Source organism: Pseudomonas sp. PI1 (genome assembly GCF_000812405.1).
Classification (GTDB): Bacteria; Pseudomonadota; Gammaproteobacteria; order Pseudomonadales; family Pseudomonadaceae; genus Pseudomonas; species Pseudomonas citronellolis.
On sequence record NZ_JWMC01000098.1, the window covers coordinates 46,168 to 66,211 of the forward strand.

The following is a 20,044-nucleotide window of genomic DNA, read 5'->3' on the forward strand; positions in this document are numbered from 1 at the left end:
GCTATGCCCAAAGGATTGATTCGCGCGATCGGCACCCTGGTGCTGCTGTTCCTCCTCTATTGCCTGCTGGGCTTCCTGATCCTCCCCGGCATCGCCCTACGCGTGGCCAACCAGCAACTGGCCCAGTACGCCACCGTGCCGGCGCACATCGAGCGCATCGAACTCAACCCCTTCAGCCTGGAGCTGAACGTCTGGGGCCTGCGCATCGGCCAGCCCGGCCAGGAGCAGGTGGCCTTCGAGCGCCTGTACGCCAACCTACAGCTCGACAGCCTGTGGACGCGCCAGCTGCACCTGGCCGACGTGCAACTGGACAAGCCCCATGGCGAAGTGGTGTTCGCCGAGGACGGCAGCCTCAACCTCAGCCGCCTGTTCAAGCTGCCGCCCAGCGAGCCCAAGCCCGAGCAGCCGGACAGCAAGCCCTTCCCGCTACGCATCGAGCGCGTCGCCCTGAGCCAGGGCAGCGTGCACTTCCAGGACAATCGCCCGAGCGAGCAGGTGGATTTCGTCTTCGACCCGCTGGGCTTCGAGCTGCACAACCTCAGCACCCTGCCCGACAGCGGCGCGCAGATGACCCTGAGCGGCGCCGGCCCCCACGGCGGCAAGGTCGACTGGAAGGGCGACCTCAGCCTGACTCCGCTCGCCTCCAGCGGCAGCCTGTCGATCCAGGGCATTCCGCTCAAGGCCTGGTGGCCCTACGTGCGCGACAACGCGCCGCTGGAGTTGCAGAAGGGCATCCTCAGCGTTGCCACCGAGTACAAGCTGGACCTGAGCAAGGACACCCATCTGCAGTTGGAAAAGACCAGCGCCAACCTGCGCGACCTCGACCTCAAGAGCCCGGCCGGCAAGCCGCTGGTCACCCTGGCCAGCCTCGACGTGGCCGAGACCAGCCTGGACCTGGCCAAGCGCGAAGTGCTGGTCGGCCAGATCCGCAGCCAGGGCCTGGAAACCTGGGCGGCCCGCGAGAAGGACGGCCAGCTCGACTGGCAGAAACTCTTCGCTGACTTCCAGAAGCCCGCGCGCAAGCCGGCCCCGGCCCCCGCAGAACAACCGGCGCCCACGGCCGATGCCGCGGCGAAACCCGCCGACGCCACTGCGGCCGCCGAGCCCGTAGCGGACGCGGCCAGCCCTGCGCCCGCCAAGAGCGATGCGGCCCCGGCGGACAAGACCGCAACCCAGGCCGCGGCGAAGCCCGAGGCCAAGCCTGAAGCAGAGGCCCAAGCCCAAGCCGACCAGGCTGCGGCCGCCGCCGACAAGCCGGCAAGCCCGCCGCCGGAACCGGCCAGGCCGACCGAGCCGCAGAAGCCCTGGCACGTGGTCCTGCGCGACACCCAGCTGCGCGGTTACAAGGTGCACCTGGCCGACCGCGTACCGGCCAGGTCGGTGGCCCTGGACGTCGGCCCGCTGGACCTCGACCTGCAGGACCTCGACAGCTCGCTGACCCAGGCGCTGCAGCTCAAGCTCAAGACCGGCATCGGCAACCGCGGGCTGATCGAGGCCAGCGGCAGCGTCATCCCCAACCCGGCCAGCGCCAGGCTCAAGGTCGCCACCCGCGACATCGACCTGCGCCTGGCGCAGTCGTACCTGGAACCCTTCATCCGCCTGGAGCTGCGCAGCGGCTTCCTCGCCAGCAAGCTCGACGTCGACCTCAAGAGCACCGAGCCGCTGGCCTTCAGCGTCGGCGGCAGCGCCGAGGTCAGCCAGCTGCACACCCTGGACACCCTGAAGAGCCGCGACTTCGTCAAATGGCAGAAGCTCACCCTCGACGGGCTGGCCTACAAGCATGGCGACAGCCTGGTGATCCAGAGCGTGTCCTTCGAGCAGCCCTACGCACGCTTCATCATCAACGAGGACCGCAGCACCAACGTCAGCGAGCTGATCATCGCCCAGCCCAAGCAGCCGGCGGCCAAGGGCGCCGCCAGCCCGGCCAAGGCCGGCAGCGACAAGCCCCTGGGCATCCACATCGGCGGCATCCGCATCAACGACGGCTCGGCCAACTTCGCCGACCTGACCCTGCGCCCGGACTTCGCCACCGCCATCCAGCAACTGGGCGGCGAGATCGGCACCCTCGACAACCGCAATCCGCAGCCGGCCAGTGTCGACATCAAGGGCAAGGTCGACAAGTACGCCCCGGTGACCATCAAGGGCAGCCTCAACCCCTTCTCGCCGCTGGAGAAGCTGGACATCGCCACCAGCTTCAAGCGCGTCGAGCTGACCACCCTGACGCCCTACTCCGGCAAGTTCGCCGGCTACCGCATCCGCAAGGGCCGGCTCAACCTCGACCTGCACTACCAGATCACCAAGGGCCAGCTGAAGGCCGACAACAAGGTGCTGGTGGAACACCTGCAGCTGGGCGAGAAGGTCGACAGCCCCGACGCCGTCGACCTGCCGGTGAAGCTGGCAGTGGCCCTGCTCAAGGACACCAACGGCAACATCGACATCCAGCTGCCGGTGGAAGGCGACCTGAACAACCCGCAGTTCAGCGTCATGCCCATCGTCTGGCAAACCCTGCGCAACCTGGTGCTGCGCGCCGTGCAGGCGCCCTTCAAGTTCATCGCCGGCCTGGCCGCCGGCGGTGGCGACGAGGACCTGGGCAACGTGCCCTTCGCCGCCGGCTCCAGCGAGCTGACGCCCGCGGCGCAAGGCAACCTCGACAAGCTCGCCGCCGCGCTCAAGCAGCGCCCGGCGCTGAAGCTGGAAGTCGAGGGGGTGAGCGCCGCCGCGGCCGACGGCCCGCTGCTGGCCGAGCAGCGCCTGCAGCAGGAATTCCGCAGCAACTACTACAAGATGCTGCAGCGCCGCGGCGACAAGGTGCCCAGCGACGCCAGCCAGCTGGAAGTGCCGGAAGACCTGCAACCGGCCCTGCTCGAAGGCATCTACCGCACGCGCCTGAAGAAACAGCCGCCGGCCGAGTGGCAGGAACTGGGCAAGGACGAGCGCACCGCCAAGCTGCGCCAGGCGGTGGTCGACTCCTGGAGCGGCAGCCAGTTGCTGCTGCGCAAGCTGGCCCAGGAGCGCGGCGCGCACATCAAGGACTATCTGGTCACCAAGGGCGGACTGGGGGATGATCGCATCTACCTGATCGACGTCAGCCAGGCCGAGGCGGAAAAGGGCGGCGAGGTCGTCACCCAGCTCCACCTCGACAGCGAATGAGGCACGCCCCGATGAAGTCCCTTCCCCTGCTGGCCGGCGCCCTGCTGCTGGCCAGCGCCGCAGCCCAGGCCGACAGCATGCGCTGCGGCAGCGCCCTGGTCAGCGTCGGCGACCGCGCCTGGGAAGTGGAGCAGAAGTGCGGCGCGCCGGACCATCGCGACGACGTCGGCTACACCCTCGGCGGCTACGACCGCCGCGAGTTCAAGGTCGAGGAATGGGTGTACGGCCCGCGCAACGGCGCCACCTACATCCTCACCTTCGAAGCCAACCGCCTCAAGCGCATCGAATTCAAGCGCGACTGACCGCAGCGGAGCCGCCATGCGCCTGTTCGTCCTCCCCCTGCTGCTGCTCGCCGCCACTCCGGCGCTGGCCGACAGCCTGCGCTGCGGCAGCCGCCTGATCAGCAGCGGCGACAGCAGCAGCGACGTGCTCGAACGCTGCGGCCAGCCGGTGGACCGTTCCTACCTGGGCAACCGCATCGTCGTCGGCGACTGGGGCCAGCGCGAGGAGGTGCGGGTGGAGGAATGGATCTACGGGCCCTGGAACGGCATGCTGTATTTCGTGCGCTTGCGCGGCAACCGCGTCGACGCCATCCAGAGCAAGCGCAGCAACTGACAGACAGCGCCCGATGCCGGTGATAGTCTCGCGCCATCACCGCCAAGGACAGGTCGCCCCATGCTCATCGTGCCCGCCGAACACCCGCTGGACTGGAAGAAGCCGCCGCTGGTCACGCTGCTGCTGATCCTGCTCAACTGCCTGATCTTCTTCGTCTACCAGGGTGGCGACCGGGCCCGCCAGGAACAGGCCGTCGGCGTCTACCTGGAGCTGGACCTGCTGGGCCGCGAGCGCGCCCTGTTCGGTGAATCGCTGGCGCGCCGCGAGAAGCTGGACGACACCCAGAAACGCGCCATCGAGGGCCTGCGCCGCCAGGACCTGGCCTGGCTGATCCTTCGCGACCTGGAGTTCGGCCATGAACTGCGCGGCCAGCCGGCCTTCCAGCAGGACCCGGCCTGGCAAGCGGCGCGGGCCAGCGCCGAGGCCGCGCGGGACCGCCTGAGCTCGCTGCGCTTCGGCTTCATCCCCGCGCAATTCAGCCTGCTGGGGCTGTTCGGCTCCATGTTCCTACACGGCGACTTCTGGCACCTGGCCGGCAACATGGTGTTCCTGTTCATCTTCGGCTTCGCCCTGGAAATCGCCCTGGGCCGCCTCAAGTACCTCGCCCTGTACCTGGTCAGCGGGCTCTGCTCCGGGCTGCTGTGGTGGGCGCTGGACCCGGTATGGGTGACCGGCATCGGCGCCTCCGGCGCCATCTCCGGGCTGATGGGCATGTACATCGGCGTCTACGGGCTGCGGCGCATCCGCTTCTTCTACTGGCTGGGGCCGCTGCTCGGCTACTTCAGCGCGCCGGCGCTGTGGATACTGCCGCTATGGATGGGCAAGGAGCTCTACGGCCTGCTGCGCGCCGCCGACCACGTCAACTACTACGCCCACCTCGGCGGCCTGGCCTCGGGCTTCCTGCTGGTGTGGCTGCCGCGCCGCTTCGGGCGGCTGAAGGTCGACGAAGCCTACCTGGCCAAGGAAGACCCGGACGCCGGCTTCAAGCGCGACCTGGCCGCCCTCGACGCCCTGATCGGCCGCTTCGCCCTGGACCAGGCGGCGAGCCGCGGGCAGGACCTGCTGCAACGCCACCCCGGGCGCCTGCTGCTGATCGAACGCCTGTACGGCGTGGCGGTCTCCCGCCAGGATGCGGCGCTGCTCGGCGCCGTGCTCAAGCAGTTGTTCGCCCTGCCGCCGAGCGAGGCCGCAGCGCTGCTGCGCCGCCTGGCCGACGACAGCGCCGCGGAGAAACAGCGCCAGCTGGCCCACCCCGTGGTGCAACTGCACCTGCTGCAACGGCTCCTGCAACTGGAGGACGGAGCGCGCGCCCTGGGTGCCTGGAGACGCCTGGCGAAAGGCGGCCAGCACCCGGCGCAGCTGCCGCAGATGACGCTGCAACTGGCCAAGCGCCTCGGCGCCCAGCGCGACAACCAGGGCCTGCGCGAACTGGCACAGTTCCTTCGCCAGCGCTACCCCGAGGCCGAGCAGACGCGCCAGCTGGCGCTCTACCAGCAGCAACTGGCGCGCTGACGAAAAGGCCCCGCCGGCTTGCGCCGGCGGGGCCTCGTGAAACCTCGCGCAGGGTTACAGGCGGTCGCTGAAGTCGCGGACTTCCTGCTCCGCACGGTCGCGGCTCCAGCCGTAGCGCTCCTGCAGCTTGCCGACCAGGTATTCGGCATGTCCGTCCGCCACTTGCAGGTCGTCGTCGGTCAGCTTGCCCCACTTTTCCTTCAGGGTGCCGGACAGCTGCTTCCACTTGCCCTTGATCACGTCGGAATTCATCACGCTATTCCTCGTTCGATGGGCAGGCCCGGCGCGAGCCGGGCCGCCATTGTCAGTCCACGGCCTTCAGGCCGTCGGCGGAAACCGCCTTGACGCCCTTGATGCCCTTGGTGGTTTCGATCGCCAGGTCACGCTCGGCGTCGGTCTTCACGGTACCGGACAGGGAGACCACACCCTGGTTGGTTTCCACCTTGATGCTGGTGCCGCTGATGTCCTTGTTGGCGATCAGGCTGGATTTCACCTTGCTGGTGATCCAGGTATCGGAAACCGCTTCCTCGGTCTTCTGCACGGTGTCATTCGCAGCGAGGGTCGTCGGTTGCGCGAACACCGGGCTGGCGAGCGAGAAGCTCAGGGCGGAAGCGGTGGCAGCGGCAAGGGCCAGTTTGCTGAAACGGTGTTTCATGGCGATCTCTCCTGTACTTTGCAAGGAACTGCGACCATGCCTGGCGGCAGTTTCACAAGGGATATCGCAAGCTCCGGGCCAGTTTTTCCGCTAAGACTAATTTCTTATAAATCAAACACATAGAAAAACAGCCAGAGGCACCCGGGCCGGCAAATTGCACACTGGGGCCCGGGGCGCCGTGCAATTTGCATGGGCTAACCGCCCTGGCGGGCCATCTTCTCCAGCACCTGTTCCAGGCTGGCCACCTCGGCGAGCAGCGGCGTGTCCGGGTAGCGCTGGCGGATGAACGCCAGCAGCTTGCCGGCCGGCTCCAGTTGCCCGAGGCCTTCGGCGAAGCCGCGCGCGGCCAGCAGGTACGCCCGCGGAATCTGCGGGTACTGCGGGAAGCGCTGGTGCAGGTTGCGCAGCAGGCTCAGGGCCTCGCGGGCCTTGTGCCGCTGCAGCAGCACCTCGGCGATGCGTTCGCACACCAGCGGGTCGTCCGGCAGGTAGTCGGCCTGCAACTGCCGGGCATTGAGCAGCGCGCCGGCCGCCAGTTGCGGGTTCAGCCGCGTCGCCAGGGGCAGGTAGCCCGCCAGGTGAGCCAGGCAGGCCTCGCGCTCGTTCAGCCCGTACAGCAGCTGGTGGTAGCGCTCGTTCAGGCGCAGGTCCTCGGCGTCCTGGCGCAGGGCCGCGGCCAGGGTTTCCACGGCAGCGCCGCCCTGCCCTTCCTTCACCCGCACTTCGGCTTCTGCCAGCGCCCGACGCCGGCGCCATTCGGCCTCGGGGAAGCCCTGCACGAGGTCATCGCCAGCCACCGCGTAGCCCAGCGCGCCCTGGTACTGGAACACGGCGTAACCCATCATTGCGCACATCACCACGCCGAAGTAGCCGAGCAGCGCCACCATCACCGGCATCAGCACCACCTTGGGCAGGCCGAAGCCGAGCAGCCAGGCCAGGTAGTTCGGCGATTGCCAGAGGATGAACAGGAACACGCAGAGGATCAGGTAGCGCCAGCCCATGGCGCCGATCACCTGGCCGACCTCCACCGGGCTGAGCGCCGCGCCCAGGCTCTTGTCCAGGGCCAGGCGGATGACGCTGGCCGGCAGCACCAGCACCAGGGCGAGGTTCACCGCCCAGAACAGCGAGGGATTGTCGAAGTCCGCGGCCAGCCAGAGCACCACCGCGGCCACGACGAACACCGCCAGCTGGCGCAGGAAGGCGCCCAGGCTGGAGAGGTCGAAGGCCTCGCCCAGGCCGGGCGCGTCGTTGCTGCCCAGGCTGACCGCCTCGATGACGCTGTGCAGGTACTTGGTGGCCACGCTCAGCAGGGCCAGCCACAGCAGCAGCATGCTGGGCATGAACAGGCTGGCCAGGGCCAGCGCCGCGGCGAACATCAGCGGGCCTGGTTGCAGGGCGTAGGCGAAGAACTTCGGCAGGCGCTCCCAGAACGGCTGGGCGCTGTTGGCCGCGCCCAGGTATTGCAGGCCGTTGCGGCACAGCGGGCAGGCCGGGGCGTATTCCGGTGCGTCGGCGTTCAGCGGCACGCAGCAGTCGCCGTAGTGGCGCTGGCACGGCAGGCAGAACCAGGTGGCGGGCTGCGCCTGGTGGTAGTGGCAGTAATGCTTGTCCATCGGCCTGGCTGTCCTTGCGTGCTGGCGAGACGCCATTTTCCAGGCAAAAAAAGAGGGCCCGCAAGGGGCCCTCTTTCATTTTGCTACCGCTTAGACGCCAGAAGCTTCTGCGGCGGCCACATCCTTGATGGACAGCTTGATGCGGCCACGGTTGTCGACGTCCAGAACCAGGACCTTGACTTCCTCGCCTTCCTTGAGCACGTCGGTGACCTTGTCGATGCGCTTGTCGCTGATCTGCGAGATGTGCACCAGACCGTCCTTGCCCGGCAGGATGTTGACGAAGGCGCCGAAGTCGACGATACGCTCGACCTTGCCGACGTAGATCTTGCCGATCTCGGCTTCCGCGGTGATGCCCAGGACGCGCTGCTTGGCGGCCTCGGCGGCTTCCTTGGTTTCGCCGTAGATCTTCACGCTGCCGTCGTCCTCGATGTCGATCGAGGCCTTGGTCTCTTCGCAGATGCCGCGGATGGTGGCGCCGCCCTTGCCGATGACGTCGCGGATCTTGTCCGGATCGATCTTCATCGACAGCATGGTCGGGGCGTTTTCCGACAGCTCGGCGCGCGGCTGGGCGATGACCTGGTTCATCTGGCCGAGGATGTTCAGGCGCGCTTCCAGCGCCTGCTCCAGGGCGATCTCCATGATCTCTTCGGTGATGCCGTTGATCTTGATGTCCATCTGCAGGGCGGTGACGCCCTTGGCGGTACCGGCGACCTTGAAGTCCATGTCGCCCAGGTGGTCTTCGTCACCCAGGATGTCGGTCAGGACGGCGAACTTGTCGCCTTCCTTGACCAGGCCCATGGCGATGCCGGCAACCGGAGCGCGAACCGGCACGCCGGCGTCCATCAGCGCCAGGGAGGCGCCGCACACGGAAGCCATGGAGCTGGAACCGTTGGATTCGGTGATCTCGGAAACCACGCGGATGGTGTAGGGGAACTCGTCCTGCGACGGCAGCATGGCGGCGACGCCACGACGGGCCAGACGGCCGTGGCCGATTTCGCGACGGCCCGGGCTGCCCATGCGGCCGCACTCGCCCACCGAGAACGGCGGGAAGTTGTAGTGCAGCATGAACGGATCCTTGCGCTCGCCTTCGAGGGTGTCGAGCAGCTGGGCGTCGCGGGCCGTGCCGAGGGTGGCGACGACCAGGGCCTGGGTTTCGCCACGGGTGAACAGGGCCGAACCGTGGGTCTTGCCGAGCACGCCGACTTCGATCTTCAGCGGACGCACGGTGCGGGTGTCGCGGCCGTCGATACGCGGCTTGCCGTTGACGATGTTCTCGCGAACGGTGCGGTATTCCAGCAGGCCGAAGACGTCCTTGACCTCGCTGGCCGAGTACTGGCCTTCGCCTTCGCCGGCGAACCTGGCGACGATCTCTTCGCGCAGGGCGTCCAGGGCGGCGTAGCGCTCCTGCTTGATGGTGATGGTGTAGGCGTCGGAAATGGCGGCGCCGAACTCGGCCTTGATGGCCTCGATCAGGGCGGTGTTCTCGGCCGGGGCGCTCCAGTTCCAGCTCGGCTTGCCGGCTTCGGTGGCCAGTTCGGCGACGGCGCGGATGACCGCCTGGAATTCTTCATGGGCGTACAGCACGGCGCCCAGCATCTGGTCTTCGGTCAGCTCGTCGGCTTCGGACTCGACCATCAGCACGGCGTCGGAGGTACCGGCCACGACCATATCGAGGCTGGAGCTCTGCAGTTGCTCGTAGGTCGGGTTGAGGATGTAGCCGACTTCCGGGTGGAAGCCCACGCGGGCGGCGCCGATCGGGCCGGCGAAGGGAATGCCGGAGATCGCCAGGGCGGCGGAGGTGCCGATCATGGCGGCGATGTCCGGATCGGTCTTCTTGCCGGTGGAAACGACGGTGCAGACGACCTGCACTTCGTTCATGAAGCCTTCGGGGAACAGCGGGCGGATCGGACGGTCGATCAGGCGCGAGGTCAGGGTTTCCTTCTCGGAAGGACGGCCTTCACGCTTGAAGAAACCACCGGGGATGCGGCCGGCTGCGTAGGTCTTTTCCTGGTAGTGGACGGACAGCGGGAAGAAGCCCTTGTTCGGGTCGGCCTGCTTGGCGCCCACGACGGTGACCAGCACGGTGACATCGTCCATGGTGACCAGCACGGCGCCGGTGGCCTGGCGGGCAATGCGGCCAGTCTCGAGGGTTACGGTCGATTGACCGAACTGGAATTTCTTGGTTACCGGGTTCACGGTGTCTTTACCTTCACTTAGTTGCCTTGGGGGAAATCGTGGAAATGCCGGGAGTCGGACCCAAAATCATTCCCTAAAAAAGCCGAAAGCTGGAAGCCGAAAACTGGAAGCAAGAGCAACGCCCCACTTCCAGCTTCCCACTTCCAGCTTCCGGCTCGCTCACGTCTTAGCGACGCAGGCCCAGGCGACCGATCAGGGCGCTGTAACGAGCAGTGTCCTTGTTCTTCAGGTAGTCCAGCAGCTTGCGGCGCTGGTTGACCATGCGGATCAGGCCACGACGGGAGTGGTGGTCTTTGCCGTTGGCCTTGAAGTGGTCCTGCAGCTTGTTGATGTTGGCGGACAGCAGGGCAACCTGCACTTCCGGGGAACCGGTGTCGCCTTCAGCTTGCTTGTACTCGTTTACGATCTGGGCTTTCTCTTGGACGCTCAGTGCCATGATGGGCTTTCCTCTGAGGTAACAGGCCAGGGACTTTTCCCTGTGTTCATAAAGGAGGTGTGACCGTGCCTGTTGACAGCCACCCTCGGGTTTCCGGCCTTACGACCGAATCAGTCGACGCGGCGCGATGCGCCCGTCGTCGGTCACCTCACCGATACCGATGAAGCGACCTTCGTGATCCTGTACCCGTAGCATGCCGAACTTCGGCGCCTCGGGTGCGCGTACCGGCTGCCCATGCAGCCAATAGTAGGCGCTGTGCTCGGACAGCTGCAGCAGCGGCCAGTGTTCCAGGCCGGCGTCCACCGGCAGCAGGAAGCGGTCGAGGGCCTCGTTGCCGCCCTCGGCATGGACCTGCACCAGTTCCTCCAGCGTCACCGCCTGGGCCAGGCCGAAGGGGCCCGCCTGGGTGCGCCGCAGCGCAGCCACGTGGGCGCCGCAGCCCAGCTCGCGGCCGATGTCCTCGACCAGGGTGCGGATGTAGGTGCCCTTGCTGCAGGAAACGGCCAGGGTGGCGCAAGGCGCCTCGAAGGCCAGCAGTTCCAAGCGCGCAATAGTAACAGAACGCGCCTCGCGCTCCACTACCTCTCCTGCGCGGGCCAACTTGTACAGCGGCTGGCCGTCCTTCTTCAGTGCCGAATACATCGGCGGCACCTGCTCTATTTCGCCGCGGAAGCGCGGCAGCAGGGCCTCCAGGGCCTCCCGACCGACGGTCACCTGGCGTTCCTCGAGCACTTCGCCCTCGGCGTCGCCGGTGGTGGTGGTGACGCCCAGCTGGGCCAGGGTCTCGTAGCCCTTGTCGGCATCCAGCAGGTACTGGGAGAACTTGGTGGCCTCGCCGAAGCACAGCGGCAGTACGCCGGTGGCCAGGGGGTCGAGGCTGCCGGTGTGCCCGGCCTTTTCCGCATTGAGCAGCCAGCGCACCTTCTGCAGGGCCTGGTTGGAGCTCATGCCGCGCGGCTTGTCGAGCACCAGCACGCCGTTGACCGCACGGCGGATACGTTTCACCTGGGCCACGCCTTACTCCTCGGAACCGCCACCGTGACGACGGTCTTCCGCCACCGCCCGCTCGATCAGCGCCGACAGCTCGGCGCCGCGGCGGATGCTGGCGTCGTAGCTGAAATGCAGCTGCGGCACGCTGCGCAGCTTCATCGCCTTGCCCAGGTGCATGCGCAGGAAGCCGGCGGCGTCGTTGAGGATCGAGACGTTCTGCTTGATCAGCTCGGCGTTGTCGTCCTGCCCCATCACGGTGATGAACACCTTGGCGTGGGACAGGTCGCGCGCCACGTCGACGCCAGTGATGGTCACCAGGCCCAGGCGCGGGTCCTTGACCTCGCGCTGGATCAGCAGCGCCAGTTCGCGCTGCATCTGATCGCCGATGCGTTGGGTACGGCTGTACTCTTTTGCCATTTTCCTAACCTGCTTCCGGTGGCCCAGGGGCACCGGACGAATAAGCGGCAAACGCCCGGATCAGCAAGGCTGACCCGGGCGCTGCGTTTACGCTCGTCGGCCCTTACAGGGTACGAGCGACTTCGACCTTCTCGAACACTTCGATCTTGTCGCCGACGCGGACGTCGTTGTAGCTCTTCACGCCGATACCGCACTCCATGCCGGCACGGACTTCGGCCACGTCGTCCTTGAAGCGGCGCAGCGATTCCAGCTCGCCTTCGAAGATCACCACGTCGTCGCGCAGTACGCGGATCGGACGGTTGCGGTGCACCAGGCCCTCGGTGACCATGCAGCCGGCGACCGCGCCGAACTTCGGCGAACGGAACACGTCACGCACTTCGGCGATACCCAGGATGTTCTCGCGGACATCGCTGCCAAGCATGCCGGTCAGGGCTTTCTTGACGTCTTCGATGATGTCGTAGATCACGTTGTAGTAACGCATGTCCAGGCCTTCGGCCTCGACGATCTTGCGCGCACCGGCGTCGGCACGGACGTTGAAGCCGAACAGCACCGCGTTGGAGGCCAGCGCCAGGTTGGCATCGGATTCGGTGATGCCACCGACGCCGCCGCCGACCACGCGGACCTGCACTTCTTCGTTGCCCAGGCCGCTGAGCGAGCCCTGCAGGGCTTCCAGAGAACCACGCACATCGGCCTTGAGGACGATGTTGAGGGTCTTTTTCTCTTCCTGGCCCATGTTCTCGAAGATGTTTTCCAGCTTGGCCGACTGCTGGCGAGCCAGCTTGACCTCGCGGAACTTGCCCTGGCGGAACAGCGCGACTTCGCGGGCCTTCTTCTCGTCGGCGACCACGGTCACTTCGTCACCGGCATCCGGGGTGCCGTCCAGGCCGAGGATTTCGACCGGGATCGACGGGCCGGCTTCCTTGATCGGCTTGCCGTTCTCGTCGAGCATGGCGCGCACGCGGCCATAGTTCACGCCGCAGAGGATCATGTCGCCCTGGCGCAGGGTACCGTCCTGGACCAGCACGGTGGCTACCGGGCCACGGCCCTTGTCCAGGCGCGACTCGACCACCACGCCACGGCCGGGGGCCGACGGGGTGGCTTTGAGTTCCAGGACTTCGGCCTGCAGCAGCACGGCTTCGAGCAGCTCGTCGACGCCGGTACCCATCTTCGCCGAGACCGGCACGAAGGGTGCGTCGCCGCCCCACTCTTCCGGGATCACGTCGAGCGCGGCCAGGCCGTTCTTGATGTTGTCCGGGTTGGCGTCGGGCTTGTCGATCTTGTTGATCGCGACCACGATCGGCACGCCAGCGGCTTTCGCGTGCTGGACGGCTTCCTGGGTCTGCGGCATGACGCCGTCGTCGGCCGCCACCACCAGGATGACGATGTCGGTCGCCTGGGCGCCACGGGCACGCATCGCGGTGAACGCGGCGTGGCCGGGGGTGTCGAGGAAGGTGACCATGCCGCGGTCGGTTTCCACGTGGTAGGCGCCGATGTGCTGGGTGATGCCGCCGGCTTCGCCCGCGGCCACCTTGGCACGGCGGATGTAGTCGAGCAGCGAGGTCTTGCCGTGGTCGACGTGGCCCATCACGGTCACTACCGGTGCACGGGCTACCGCCTCGCCTTCGAACTTCAGCGACTCGGCCAGTTGCTCTTCCAGTGCGTTCTCGCTGACCAACTTGACCTTGTGGCCGAGTTCCTCGGCGATCAGTTGGGCGGTCTCCTGGTCGAGCACCTGGTTGATGGTCACCGGGGTGCCCATCTTGAACATGAACTTGACGACTTCGGCGCCCTTCACCGACATCTGCTGAGCCAGCTCAGCAACTGTGATGGTCTCACCGATACTCACTTCACGCACAATCGGTCCTGTCGGGCTCTGGAACCCGTGCTGGTTACGCTTCTTCAGCTTCGACTTGCCGCGACCGCCGCCACGGCGACCGAAACTGTCGTCGTCATCCACACCGGTGCGAACAACGCGCGGCGCGGAGGTCTTTTCCTTTTCCTTGATCGACGGGCGATGCTGGGCATGCTTGCGATCGCGACGCTCGTCTTCCTCTTCGCGCTTGGGCGGACGGCGTACTTCGGCTTCCTTCTTGCGCTCCTCGCCAGCAGCCGGAGCGGCGGCGGGCGCGACAGGCGCGGCAGCCGGAGCCCCGGCAGCGACAGCGGGGGCCGCAGGCTGGGGAGCCTGGTCAGGCTGGCGACGAGCCGCTTCCTCGGCCTGACGGCGGGCTTCGGCTTCGGCCTTCTGACGGGCTTCTTCCTCGGCCTTCAGGCGAGCCGCTTCCTCGGCGGCGCGCTGCTCTTCCAGCTCGCGCTGGCGCTCGGCCTCGATCTCGTCGGGGCTGCGCTTGACGTAGGTCTTCTTCTTGCGGACCTCGACGCTCACCGTCTTGCTGCCGGCCACCCGCAGGGTGGAGGTGGTCTTACGCTGCAGGGTGATCTTGCGCGGTTCTTCCAGGCGATCGCCGTGGCTACCCTTGAGGTGCGCCAGCAGAGCCTGCTTTTCGTTATCGGTCACTACCTGCTCGGCACTGCTGTGCGGCAGGCCCGCCTCGCGCATCTGCTGCAGCAGGCGCTCGACCGGCGTATCGACCGTTTTGGCCAGTTCTTTCACCGTGACTTGCGTCATGCATTTCTCTCCTCAGGCCGCGAATGCTTACTCGAACCAATGGGCCCGGGCGGCCATGATCAACTTGCCGGCACGCTCTTCGTCCATGCCGTCGATGTCGAGCAGGTCGTCGATAGACTGCTCGGCAAGATCTTCACGGGTGGTTACGCCACGCAGCACCAGGTCCAAGGCCAGCTCTTTGGTCATGCCATTGAGGCTGAGCAGGTCTTCGGCCGGTTGCGCGTCGGCAAGTTTTTCCTCGGTCGCGATGGCTTTGGTCAACAGACGGTCCTTGGCGCGCGAGCGCAGCTCGTTGACGATGTCTTCGTCAAAGCCGTCGATGTTGAGCATCTCTTCCATCGGTACGTAGGCGATTTCTTCCAGGGTGGTGAAGCCTTCCTCGACCAGTACCTGGGCCAGCTCCTCGTCGACATCCAGCTCGTCGATGAAGCGCTGCAGGATGTCGCCGGTCTCGGCCTGCTGCTTGGCCTGGATGTCGGCCTCGGTCATCACGTTCAGCGTCCAGCCGGTCAGTTGGCTGGCCAGGCGGACGTTCTGGCCGCTGCGGCCGATGGCCTGGGCCAGGTTGTCCTCGGCGACGGCGATATCCATGGTGTGGGTATCCTCGTCGACGATGATCGCCGCCACTTCGGCCGGGGCCATGGCGTTGATGACGAACTGCGCGGGGTTGTCGTCCCACAGGACGATGTCCACGCGCTCGCCGCCCAGCTCGCCGGACACGGCCTGGACGCGCGAACCGCGCATGCCGATGCAGGCGCCCTGCGGGTCGATGCGCTTGTCCTTGGAGCGTACCGCGATCTTGGCGCGCGAACCCGGGTCGCGGGCGGCGGCCATGACATCGATCAGCTGCTCGGCGATTTCCGGCACTTCGATGCGGAACAGCTCGACCAGCATCTCCGGCGCGGTGCGCGAGAGGACCAGTTGCGGGCCGCGGTTCTCGCTGCGGATTTCCTTGAGCAGGGCACGCACGCGGGTGCCGACGCGGAAGGTCTCGCGCGGGATGATCTGGTCGCGGGCCAGCAGCGCTTCGGCGTTGTTGCCCAGGTCGACGATGACGTTGTCGCGGGTGACCTTCTTGACGGTGCCGGAGATGATCTCGCCGACCTTCTCGCGGTAGGCGTCGACCACCTGGGCGCGCTCGGCCTCGCGGACCTTCTGCACGATGACCTGCTTGGCGGTCTGCGCGGCGATGCGGCCGAACTCGATGGACTCGATCTTCTCTTCGATGACGTCGCCGGCCTTGGTGCCCGGGTGGCTTTCCTGCACGTCCTCGACGGTCAGCTCGGCGGCCGGGTTGGAGTAGTCCTCGTCCTCGACCACGGTCCAGCGGCGGAAGGTGTCGTAGTTGCCGTTGGTGCGGTTGATCTGCACGCGCAGGTCGACCTCGTCCTCGAAACGCTTCTTGGTGGCGGTCGCCAGAGCCAGTTCCAGCGCCTCGAAAATCACGCCGGGCGGTACACCTTTCTCGTTGGATACCGACTCAACAACCAGCAGTACTTCTTTGCTCATCGTACGCCTCGCCTTTCAATCCATTGGAATCCGCTTGATCCGCGGCTCACTCAAATCGGGGAATGATGTTGGCCTTATCGATCGAATCGATCGGCAGCAGGTATTCATGGTCGTCCACCAGGACCACCACGTCCTGCTCCTCCACACCGCGGAGGACGCCCTGGAAGTTGCGGCGACGCTCGAAGGGCACGCGCAACTTGATCTTCACTTGCTCGCCAACGTAGCGGGCGAACTGCTCGAGGGTGAACAGCGGGCGGTCCATACCCGGGGAGGAAACTTCCAGGGTGTATTCGCCGCTGATCGGGTCCTCGACGTCGAGCACGCCGCTGACCTGACGACTGACCGTCTCGCAGTCCTCGATCAGGATGCCGTCGGCCTTGTCGATATAAACCCTCAGCAGGGAATGACGTCCCTGGGACAGGAACTCGAGGCCCCAGCACTCGTAGCCGAGCGCCTCTACCACAGGGGCCAGCAAGGCCTGCAACTGTTCTAGCTTGCTCGACACCTGATCGCCTCGCGTATGCCGTAGAAACGAAAAATGGGCGAAACGCCCATCCCTAAAGGGCCGCCCAGCAACGGCGGCGCGGACTGTCCAGCTAGCAAAAAGCCCCTGAAAAGGGGCTCTGCCATAACTGGTTGCGGGAGCTGGATTTGAACCAACGACCTTCGGGTTATGAGCCCGACGAGCTACCAGACTGCTCCATCCCGCGTCAAAGCTGGTGCGAAATTATACGGTTACACCCTATCCAGGTCAACCGACGCACCGGAAACGAAAGCCCCGCATGCGGGGCTTCGTATATGGTACCGAGGAGGGGACTCGAACCCCTACAGCCTATGGCCACTACCACCTCAAGGTAGCGTGTCTACCAATTCCACCACCTCGGCAAAAACCTTTGCCTTACTTCTGCTCAGGAGCTGCCGGAACGTCACCGTTGCCGGCTGCCGGGGCTTGTTGCTGCCCCTGGGTCGCCGGCACGTCGGAGGTTGCCGGGACCTTCTCCTGATGCTGCTCCATCACTGCCGGATCAGGAAGTCCGATGTGACGTATCATATCAGCTTTTTCTTTAGCGAAATACGCTAAACCCAAGCTGGTAATGAAAAAAACTGCAGCCAGTACAGCAGTAAAACGACTGAGGAAGGTTGCGGAACCCTGGCTACCGAAAACGGTACCCGAAGCACCAGCGCCAAAGGAGGCACCGGCATCCGCACCCTTGCCATGCTGAAGCAGGACCAGTACAACCAGACCCAGCGCCATCAGCAGGTGAATCACGATTACAACTGTTTCCAGCATCTTCAGCTTCCCGCGGCGCGACAGATCGCACCGAACTCATCCGCATTCAGGGAGGCACCACCAATCAGCCCCCCATCGATGTCCGGCATGCCGAACAGTTCGACCGCATTCGCCGCCTTGACGCTACCGCCGTAAAGCAGGCGAACCCCGCGGGCGACCTCGGCATTCTCTGCCGCCAATTGCGCACGGATGGCCGCATGTACTTCCTGGGCTTCTTCAGGCGAGGCGGTAAGCCCCGTCCCGATTGCCCACACCGGCTCGTAAGCCACTACGGCGCGGGAGAAAGCCCCGACGCCCAAATCTTCTATCACCGAGCTCAACTGACGCCCGACGACCTCGAGGGTCTTGCCGGCTTCGCGCTGCTCGCGGGTCTCGCCCACGCACAACACGGGAACCAGGCCACAGGATTGCGCCGCGGCGAACTTGCGACTGATGATACCATCGCTTTCGCCCAGCACCTGGCGGCGCTCGGAGTGCCCCACCAGAACCAGGGAGCAACCGGCATCGGCCAACTGGCTGGCAGCAATTTCGCCCGTGAGGGCGCCCTGCATCGGCTCGATCGCGCAGTTCTGCGCACCGACCGCAACCGCCTTGCCATCCAGGCCCTGAAGAACCTGGTTGATGTACAGACAGGGCGGCAGAACCGCCACGTCGACACCTGTAGACAGAGCCAGTTGTCGCAAGCCTTTGATCAGCTCCGCAACACTGGAGCGGGTACCGTGCATTTTCCAGTTCCCGGCCACTAAGGGTCGACGCATGCTGTACCTCGCTGAGCAAAGTGGGCGCAGATGTTACTCGACAAAAATCGGACTGACAAGAGAAATCAAGCACATACCTCGGTTACGACCTTCGCCAGCTGTTCGGCGTAGGCACGCACCCGGGTCTCTTCGTCGCCCTCGACCATCACCCGCACCAGCGGCTCGGTGCCGGACTTGCGCAGCAGCACGCGGCCGCGGCCGGCCATGCTTTCGGTGACGCGGGCGCAAGCCTCCTTGACCGCCGGATGCTCGATGGGATCGACGTCCTTGCCCTGGTAGCGCACGTTGATCAGCACCTGCGGGAACCTGCGGATGCCCTGGCGCGCCTCGGCGAGGGTCTGGCCGCGGCTCTTCAGTGCCATCAGCACCTGCAGCGCGGCGATGATGGCGTCGCCGGTGGTGGTGTGCTGGGCGCAGACCACGTGGCCGGAGTTCTCGCCACCCAACTGCCAGCCGCGATCGAGCATTTCCGCCATCACGTAGCGGTCGCCGACCTTGGCCCGGGTGAAGGGGATCTGCAGGTCGGCCAGGGCCAGCTCCAGGCCCAGGTTGCTCATCAGGGTGCCGACCACGCCGCCCTGCAGGCGGTTGCGCTCCTGCATGTCGCGGGCGATCAGGAAGAGGATCTCGTCGCCGTCCACCACCGCGCCGGTATGGTCGACCATCATCACGCGGTCGCCGTCGCCATCGAAGGCGATGCCCATGTCGGCCTGCTCGGCGATGACCGCCGCCTGCAGCGCGGCGACGTGGGTGGAGCCGCAGTTGTCGTTGATGTTCAGGCCGTTGGGCTGCGCGCCGATCACCGAGACCTGGGCCCCCAGCTCGCGGAACACGCTGGGCGCGACCTTGTAGGTGGCGCCATGGGCGCAGTCGACGACCAGGCGCAGGCCGGAGAAGTCGGTGCTGGTGGGCACGCTGCTCTTGCAGAACTCGATGTAGCGGCCGGCGGCGTCGTTGATCCGCGAGACCTTGCCCAGGCGCGCGGAGTCGACCACCGTCATGGGCGTGTCGATCAGTTCCTCGATCATCAGCTCGACGTCGTCGGGCAGCTTGGTGCCCTGGCCGGAGAAGAACTTGATGCCGTTGTCGTCGTGCGGGTTGTGCGAGGCACTGATGACGATGCCCGCCTCGGCATGGAAGGTGCGGGTCAGGTAGGCGATGCCGGGGGTCGGCATCGGGCCCAGCAGCATCACGTCTGCGCCGGCGGCCGACAGGCCGGCCTCCAGGGCCGATTCGAACATGTAGCCGGAAATCCGCGTGTCCTTGCCCACCAGCACGCGGCACTTGCCCTGCTGGCGGAAAGCCATACCTACCGCCCAGCCCAGCTTGAGCACGAAGTCCGGCGTGATCGGCGGCGTGCCGACGCGGCCACGGATGCCATCGGTACCGAAATATTTCCTGCTCATGCTGTCATTCCTTCTTCCTTAGCCTGTTCCACCGCATCGATCATGCGGACCACATCCACCGTTTCGGCAACGTCGTGCACGCGAATGATGCGCGCCCCCTTGGCCACGGCCAAGGCCGCCAGCGCCAGGCTGCCATACAGACGGTCACCGACCTCGCGCCCCAGGGCGCGGCCGATCATGCTCTTGCGCGACACTCCGACCAGCAGCGGGCAGCCCAGTTCCAGCAGACGCTCCATGCGCTGGAACAGCACCAGGTTGTGCGCCTGGGTCTTGGCGAAGCCGAAGCCGGGGTCGAGCACCAGGCGCTCGCGGGCGATTCCCGCCGCCTCGCAGACGGCGATGCGCTCGGCGAGGAAGTCATGCACCTCGGCCAGGATGTCGGGGTAGCGCGGATCGTTCTGCATGGTGCTCGGCTCGCCGCGCATGTGCATCAGGCACACGGCCAACCCGGTATCCACCGCGGCGTCCAGCGCGCCATCGCGCTGCAGCGAGCGCACGTCGTTGATCAGCCCGGCGCCCAGGCGCGCGGTCTCGCGCATCACGGCGGGGGTCGAGGTGTCGACGGAAATCACCACGTCCAGTTCGCGGGCGATGGCTTCCACCACCGGCGCCACGCGCTCCAGCTCCTCGGTCGGCGACACCAGGCGCGCGCCCGGACGGGTCGACTCGCCGCCCACGTCGATCAGGCTGGCGCCAGCCTCGACCATCGCGGCGGCGTGGCGCAACGCGACGTCGCGCTGGCTGAAGCGGCCGCCGTCGGAGAAGGAGTCCGGGGTGACGTTGAGGATACCCATGACATGGGTACGCCCTAAATCAAGAACCCGGTTGCCGCAAGGCAACCGGGTCGGGTACAGCTCGAAACTCATC

18 protein-coding genes and 2 tRNA genes are annotated in these 20,044 nt (G+C 66.2%); 4 read left to right on the top strand and 16 right to left on the bottom strand.

What is annotated here, in order from left to right; translation table 11 throughout:
* Positions 1 to 3 precede the first annotated feature (3 nt).
* From RN02_RS28375 to RN02_RS28390, 4 genes are read left to right on the top strand one after another with little or no spacing between them, the layout of a single operon-like run.
* Positions 4 to 3,150, top strand: a complete 3,147-nt coding sequence (locus RN02_RS28375; RefSeq protein WP_043318561.1) for a DUF748 domain-containing protein — start codon at positions 4 to 6, stop codon at positions 3,148 to 3,150.
* Positions 3,151 to 3,161: 11 nt separating this feature from the next.
* Entirely contained in the window at positions 3,162 to 3,452 is a 291-nt protein-coding gene (locus RN02_RS28380) for a DUF2845 domain-containing protein (protein ID WP_043318563.1), read from the top strand.
* 16 nt (positions 3,453 to 3,468) lie between these two features.
* On the top strand, positions 3,469 to 3,765 hold the full coding sequence (locus tag RN02_RS28385; protein WP_043318565.1) for a DUF2845 domain-containing protein: 297 nt from the start codon (positions 3,469 to 3,471) through the stop codon (positions 3,763 to 3,765).
* Between the two features lie 60 nt (positions 3,766 to 3,825).
* Positions 3,826 to 5,277, top strand: a complete 1,452-nt coding sequence (locus RN02_RS28390; protein ID WP_043318567.1) for a rhomboid family intramembrane serine protease — start codon at positions 3,826 to 3,828, stop codon at positions 5,275 to 5,277.
* Positions 5,278 to 5,331: 54 nt separating this feature from the next.
* Here RN02_RS28390 and RN02_RS28395 read toward each other — a convergent pair whose 3' ends face one another.
* The 16 genes from RN02_RS28395 to folP form a co-directional block, all read right to left on the bottom strand.
* Positions 5,332 to 5,529, bottom strand: coding sequence for a CsbD family protein (locus RN02_RS28395; RefSeq protein ID WP_009613031.1), 198 nt, complete (start codon positions 5,527 to 5,529; stop codon positions 5,332 to 5,334).
* 52 nt (positions 5,530 to 5,581) lie between these two features.
* The gene (locus RN02_RS28400) at positions 5,582 to 5,932 is read right to left on the bottom strand and encodes a BON domain-containing protein (protein WP_009613032.1); all 351 of its coding nucleotides are present in this window, start codon (positions 5,930 to 5,932) and stop codon (positions 5,582 to 5,584) included.
* A 194-nt stretch (positions 5,933 to 6,126) separates the two neighbouring features.
* Complete coding sequence (locus RN02_RS28405; protein WP_043318569.1) at positions 6,127 to 7,545, bottom strand: hypothetical protein; 1,419 nt, start codon at positions 7,543 to 7,545, stop codon at positions 6,127 to 6,129.
* Positions 7,546 to 7,635: 90 nt separating this feature from the next.
* Positions 7,636 to 9,741: a polyribonucleotide nucleotidyltransferase gene (gene pnp, locus RN02_RS28410; RefSeq protein ID WP_009613034.1), complete on the bottom strand. Its 2,106-nt coding sequence runs from the start codon at positions 9,739 to 9,741 to the stop codon at positions 7,636 to 7,638.
* 166 nt (positions 9,742 to 9,907) lie between these two features.
* A complete protein-coding gene (rpsO, locus tag RN02_RS28415; RefSeq protein WP_009613036.1) occupies positions 9,908 to 10,177 on the bottom strand; it encodes a 30S ribosomal protein S15 in 270 nt (89 codons plus the stop codon).
* Positions 10,178 to 10,276: 99 nt separating this feature from the next.
* Positions 10,277 to 11,191 carry a tRNA pseudouridine(55) synthase TruB gene (gene truB, locus RN02_RS28420; protein WP_043269015.1) on the bottom strand — a complete coding sequence of 305 codons (915 nt, stop codon included), beginning with the start codon at positions 11,189 to 11,191 and terminating at the stop codon, positions 10,277 to 10,279.
* Positions 11,192 to 11,194: 3 nt separating this feature from the next.
* Positions 11,195 to 11,584, bottom strand: coding sequence for a 30S ribosome-binding factor RbfA (gene rbfA, locus RN02_RS28425; protein WP_009613040.1), 390 nt, complete (start codon positions 11,582 to 11,584; stop codon positions 11,195 to 11,197).
* 103 nt (positions 11,585 to 11,687) lie between these two features.
* Entirely contained in the window at positions 11,688 to 14,213 is a 2,526-nt protein-coding gene (infB, locus tag RN02_RS28430) for a translation initiation factor IF-2 (RefSeq protein WP_009613042.1), read from the bottom strand.
* 27 nt (positions 14,214 to 14,240) lie between these two features.
* On the bottom strand, positions 14,241 to 15,722 hold the full coding sequence (gene nusA, locus RN02_RS28435; protein ID WP_043318572.1) for a transcription termination factor NusA: 1,482 nt from the start codon (positions 15,720 to 15,722) through the stop codon (positions 14,241 to 14,243).
* Between the two features lie 46 nt (positions 15,723 to 15,768).
* Positions 15,769 to 16,227 carry a ribosome maturation factor RimP gene (gene rimP / locus RN02_RS28440; protein ID WP_009613046.1) on the bottom strand — a complete coding sequence of 153 codons (459 nt, stop codon included), beginning with the start codon at positions 16,225 to 16,227 and terminating at the stop codon, positions 15,769 to 15,771.
* A 128-nt stretch (positions 16,228 to 16,355) separates the two neighbouring features.
* A tRNA-Met gene (locus tag RN02_RS28445) sits at positions 16,356 to 16,432 on the bottom strand.
* 89 nt (positions 16,433 to 16,521) lie between these two features.
* A tRNA-Leu gene (locus RN02_RS28450) sits at positions 16,522 to 16,607 on the bottom strand.
* A gap of 13 nt (positions 16,608 to 16,620) precedes the next feature.
* Complete coding sequence (gene secG / locus RN02_RS28455) at positions 16,621 to 17,013, bottom strand: preprotein translocase subunit SecG (protein ID WP_024128094.1); 393 nt, start codon at positions 17,011 to 17,013, stop codon at positions 16,621 to 16,623.
* 2 nt (positions 17,014 to 17,015) lie between these two features.
* Positions 17,016 to 17,771 carry a triose-phosphate isomerase gene (tpiA, locus tag RN02_RS28460; RefSeq protein ID WP_043318573.1) on the bottom strand — a complete coding sequence of 252 codons (756 nt, stop codon included), beginning with the start codon at positions 17,769 to 17,771 and terminating at the stop codon, positions 17,016 to 17,018.
* Positions 17,772 to 17,836: 65 nt separating this feature from the next.
* A complete protein-coding gene (gene glmM / locus RN02_RS28465; protein ID WP_009613051.1) occupies positions 17,837 to 19,177 on the bottom strand; it encodes a phosphoglucosamine mutase in 1,341 nt (446 codons plus the stop codon).
* A complete protein-coding gene (gene folP / locus RN02_RS28470; RefSeq protein WP_043318576.1) occupies positions 19,174 to 20,043 on the bottom strand; it encodes a dihydropteroate synthase in 870 nt (289 codons plus the stop codon). The genes glmM and folP overlap by 4 nt, the downstream gene beginning before the upstream one ends.
* Between the last annotated feature and the right edge of the window lies 1 nt (position 20,044).

Bases quoted from the DNA above. Each gene is read 5' to 3' on its own strand.
- RN02_RS28395 (WP_009613031.1), bottom strand. From the start codon at position 5,529: ATGAATTCCGACGTGATCAAGGGCAAGTGGAAGCAGCTGTCCGGCACC.
- secG (WP_024128094.1), bottom strand. From the start codon at position 17,013: ATGCTGGAAACAGTTGTAATCGTGATTCACCTGCTGATGGCGCTGGGT.
- infB (WP_009613042.1), bottom strand. From the start codon at position 14,213: ATGACGCAAGTCACGGTGAAAGAACTGGCCAAAACGGTCGATACGCCG.
- RN02_RS28390 (WP_043318567.1), top strand. From the start codon at position 3,826: ATGCTCATCGTGCCCGCCGAACACCCGCTGGACTGGAAGAAGCCGCCG.
- nusA (WP_043318572.1), bottom strand. From the start codon at position 15,722: ATGAGCAAAGAAGTACTGCTGGTTGTTGAGTCGGTATCCAACGAGAAA.
- glmM (WP_009613051.1), bottom strand. From the start codon at position 19,177: ATGAGCAGGAAATATTTCGGTACCGATGGCATCCGTGGCCGCGTCGGC.
- tpiA (WP_043318573.1), bottom strand. From the start codon at position 17,771: ATGCGTCGACCCTTAGTGGCCGGGAACTGGAAAATGCACGGTACCCGC.
- RN02_RS28400 (WP_009613032.1), bottom strand. From the start codon at position 5,932: ATGAAACACCGTTTCAGCAAACTGGCCCTTGCCGCTGCCACCGCTTCC.
- RN02_RS28385 (WP_043318565.1), top strand. From the start codon at position 3,469: ATGCGCCTGTTCGTCCTCCCCCTGCTGCTGCTCGCCGCCACTCCGGCG.
- folP (WP_043318576.1), bottom strand. From the start codon at position 20,043: ATGAGTTTCGAGCTGTACCCGACCCGGTTGCCTTGCGGCAACCGGGTT.
- RN02_RS28405 (WP_043318569.1), bottom strand. From the start codon at position 7,545: ATGGACAAGCATTACTGCCACTACCACCAGGCGCAGCCCGCCACCTGG.
- RN02_RS28375 (WP_043318561.1), top strand. From the start codon at position 4: ATGCCCAAAGGATTGATTCGCGCGATCGGCACCCTGGTGCTGCTGTTC.
- rbfA (WP_009613040.1), bottom strand. From the start codon at position 11,584: ATGGCAAAAGAGTACAGCCGTACCCAACGCATCGGCGATCAGATGCAG.
- rpsO (WP_009613036.1), bottom strand. From the start codon at position 10,177: ATGGCACTGAGCGTCCAAGAGAAAGCCCAGATCGTAAACGAGTACAAG.
- RN02_RS28380 (WP_043318563.1), top strand. From the start codon at position 3,162: ATGAAGTCCCTTCCCCTGCTGGCCGGCGCCCTGCTGCTGGCCAGCGCC.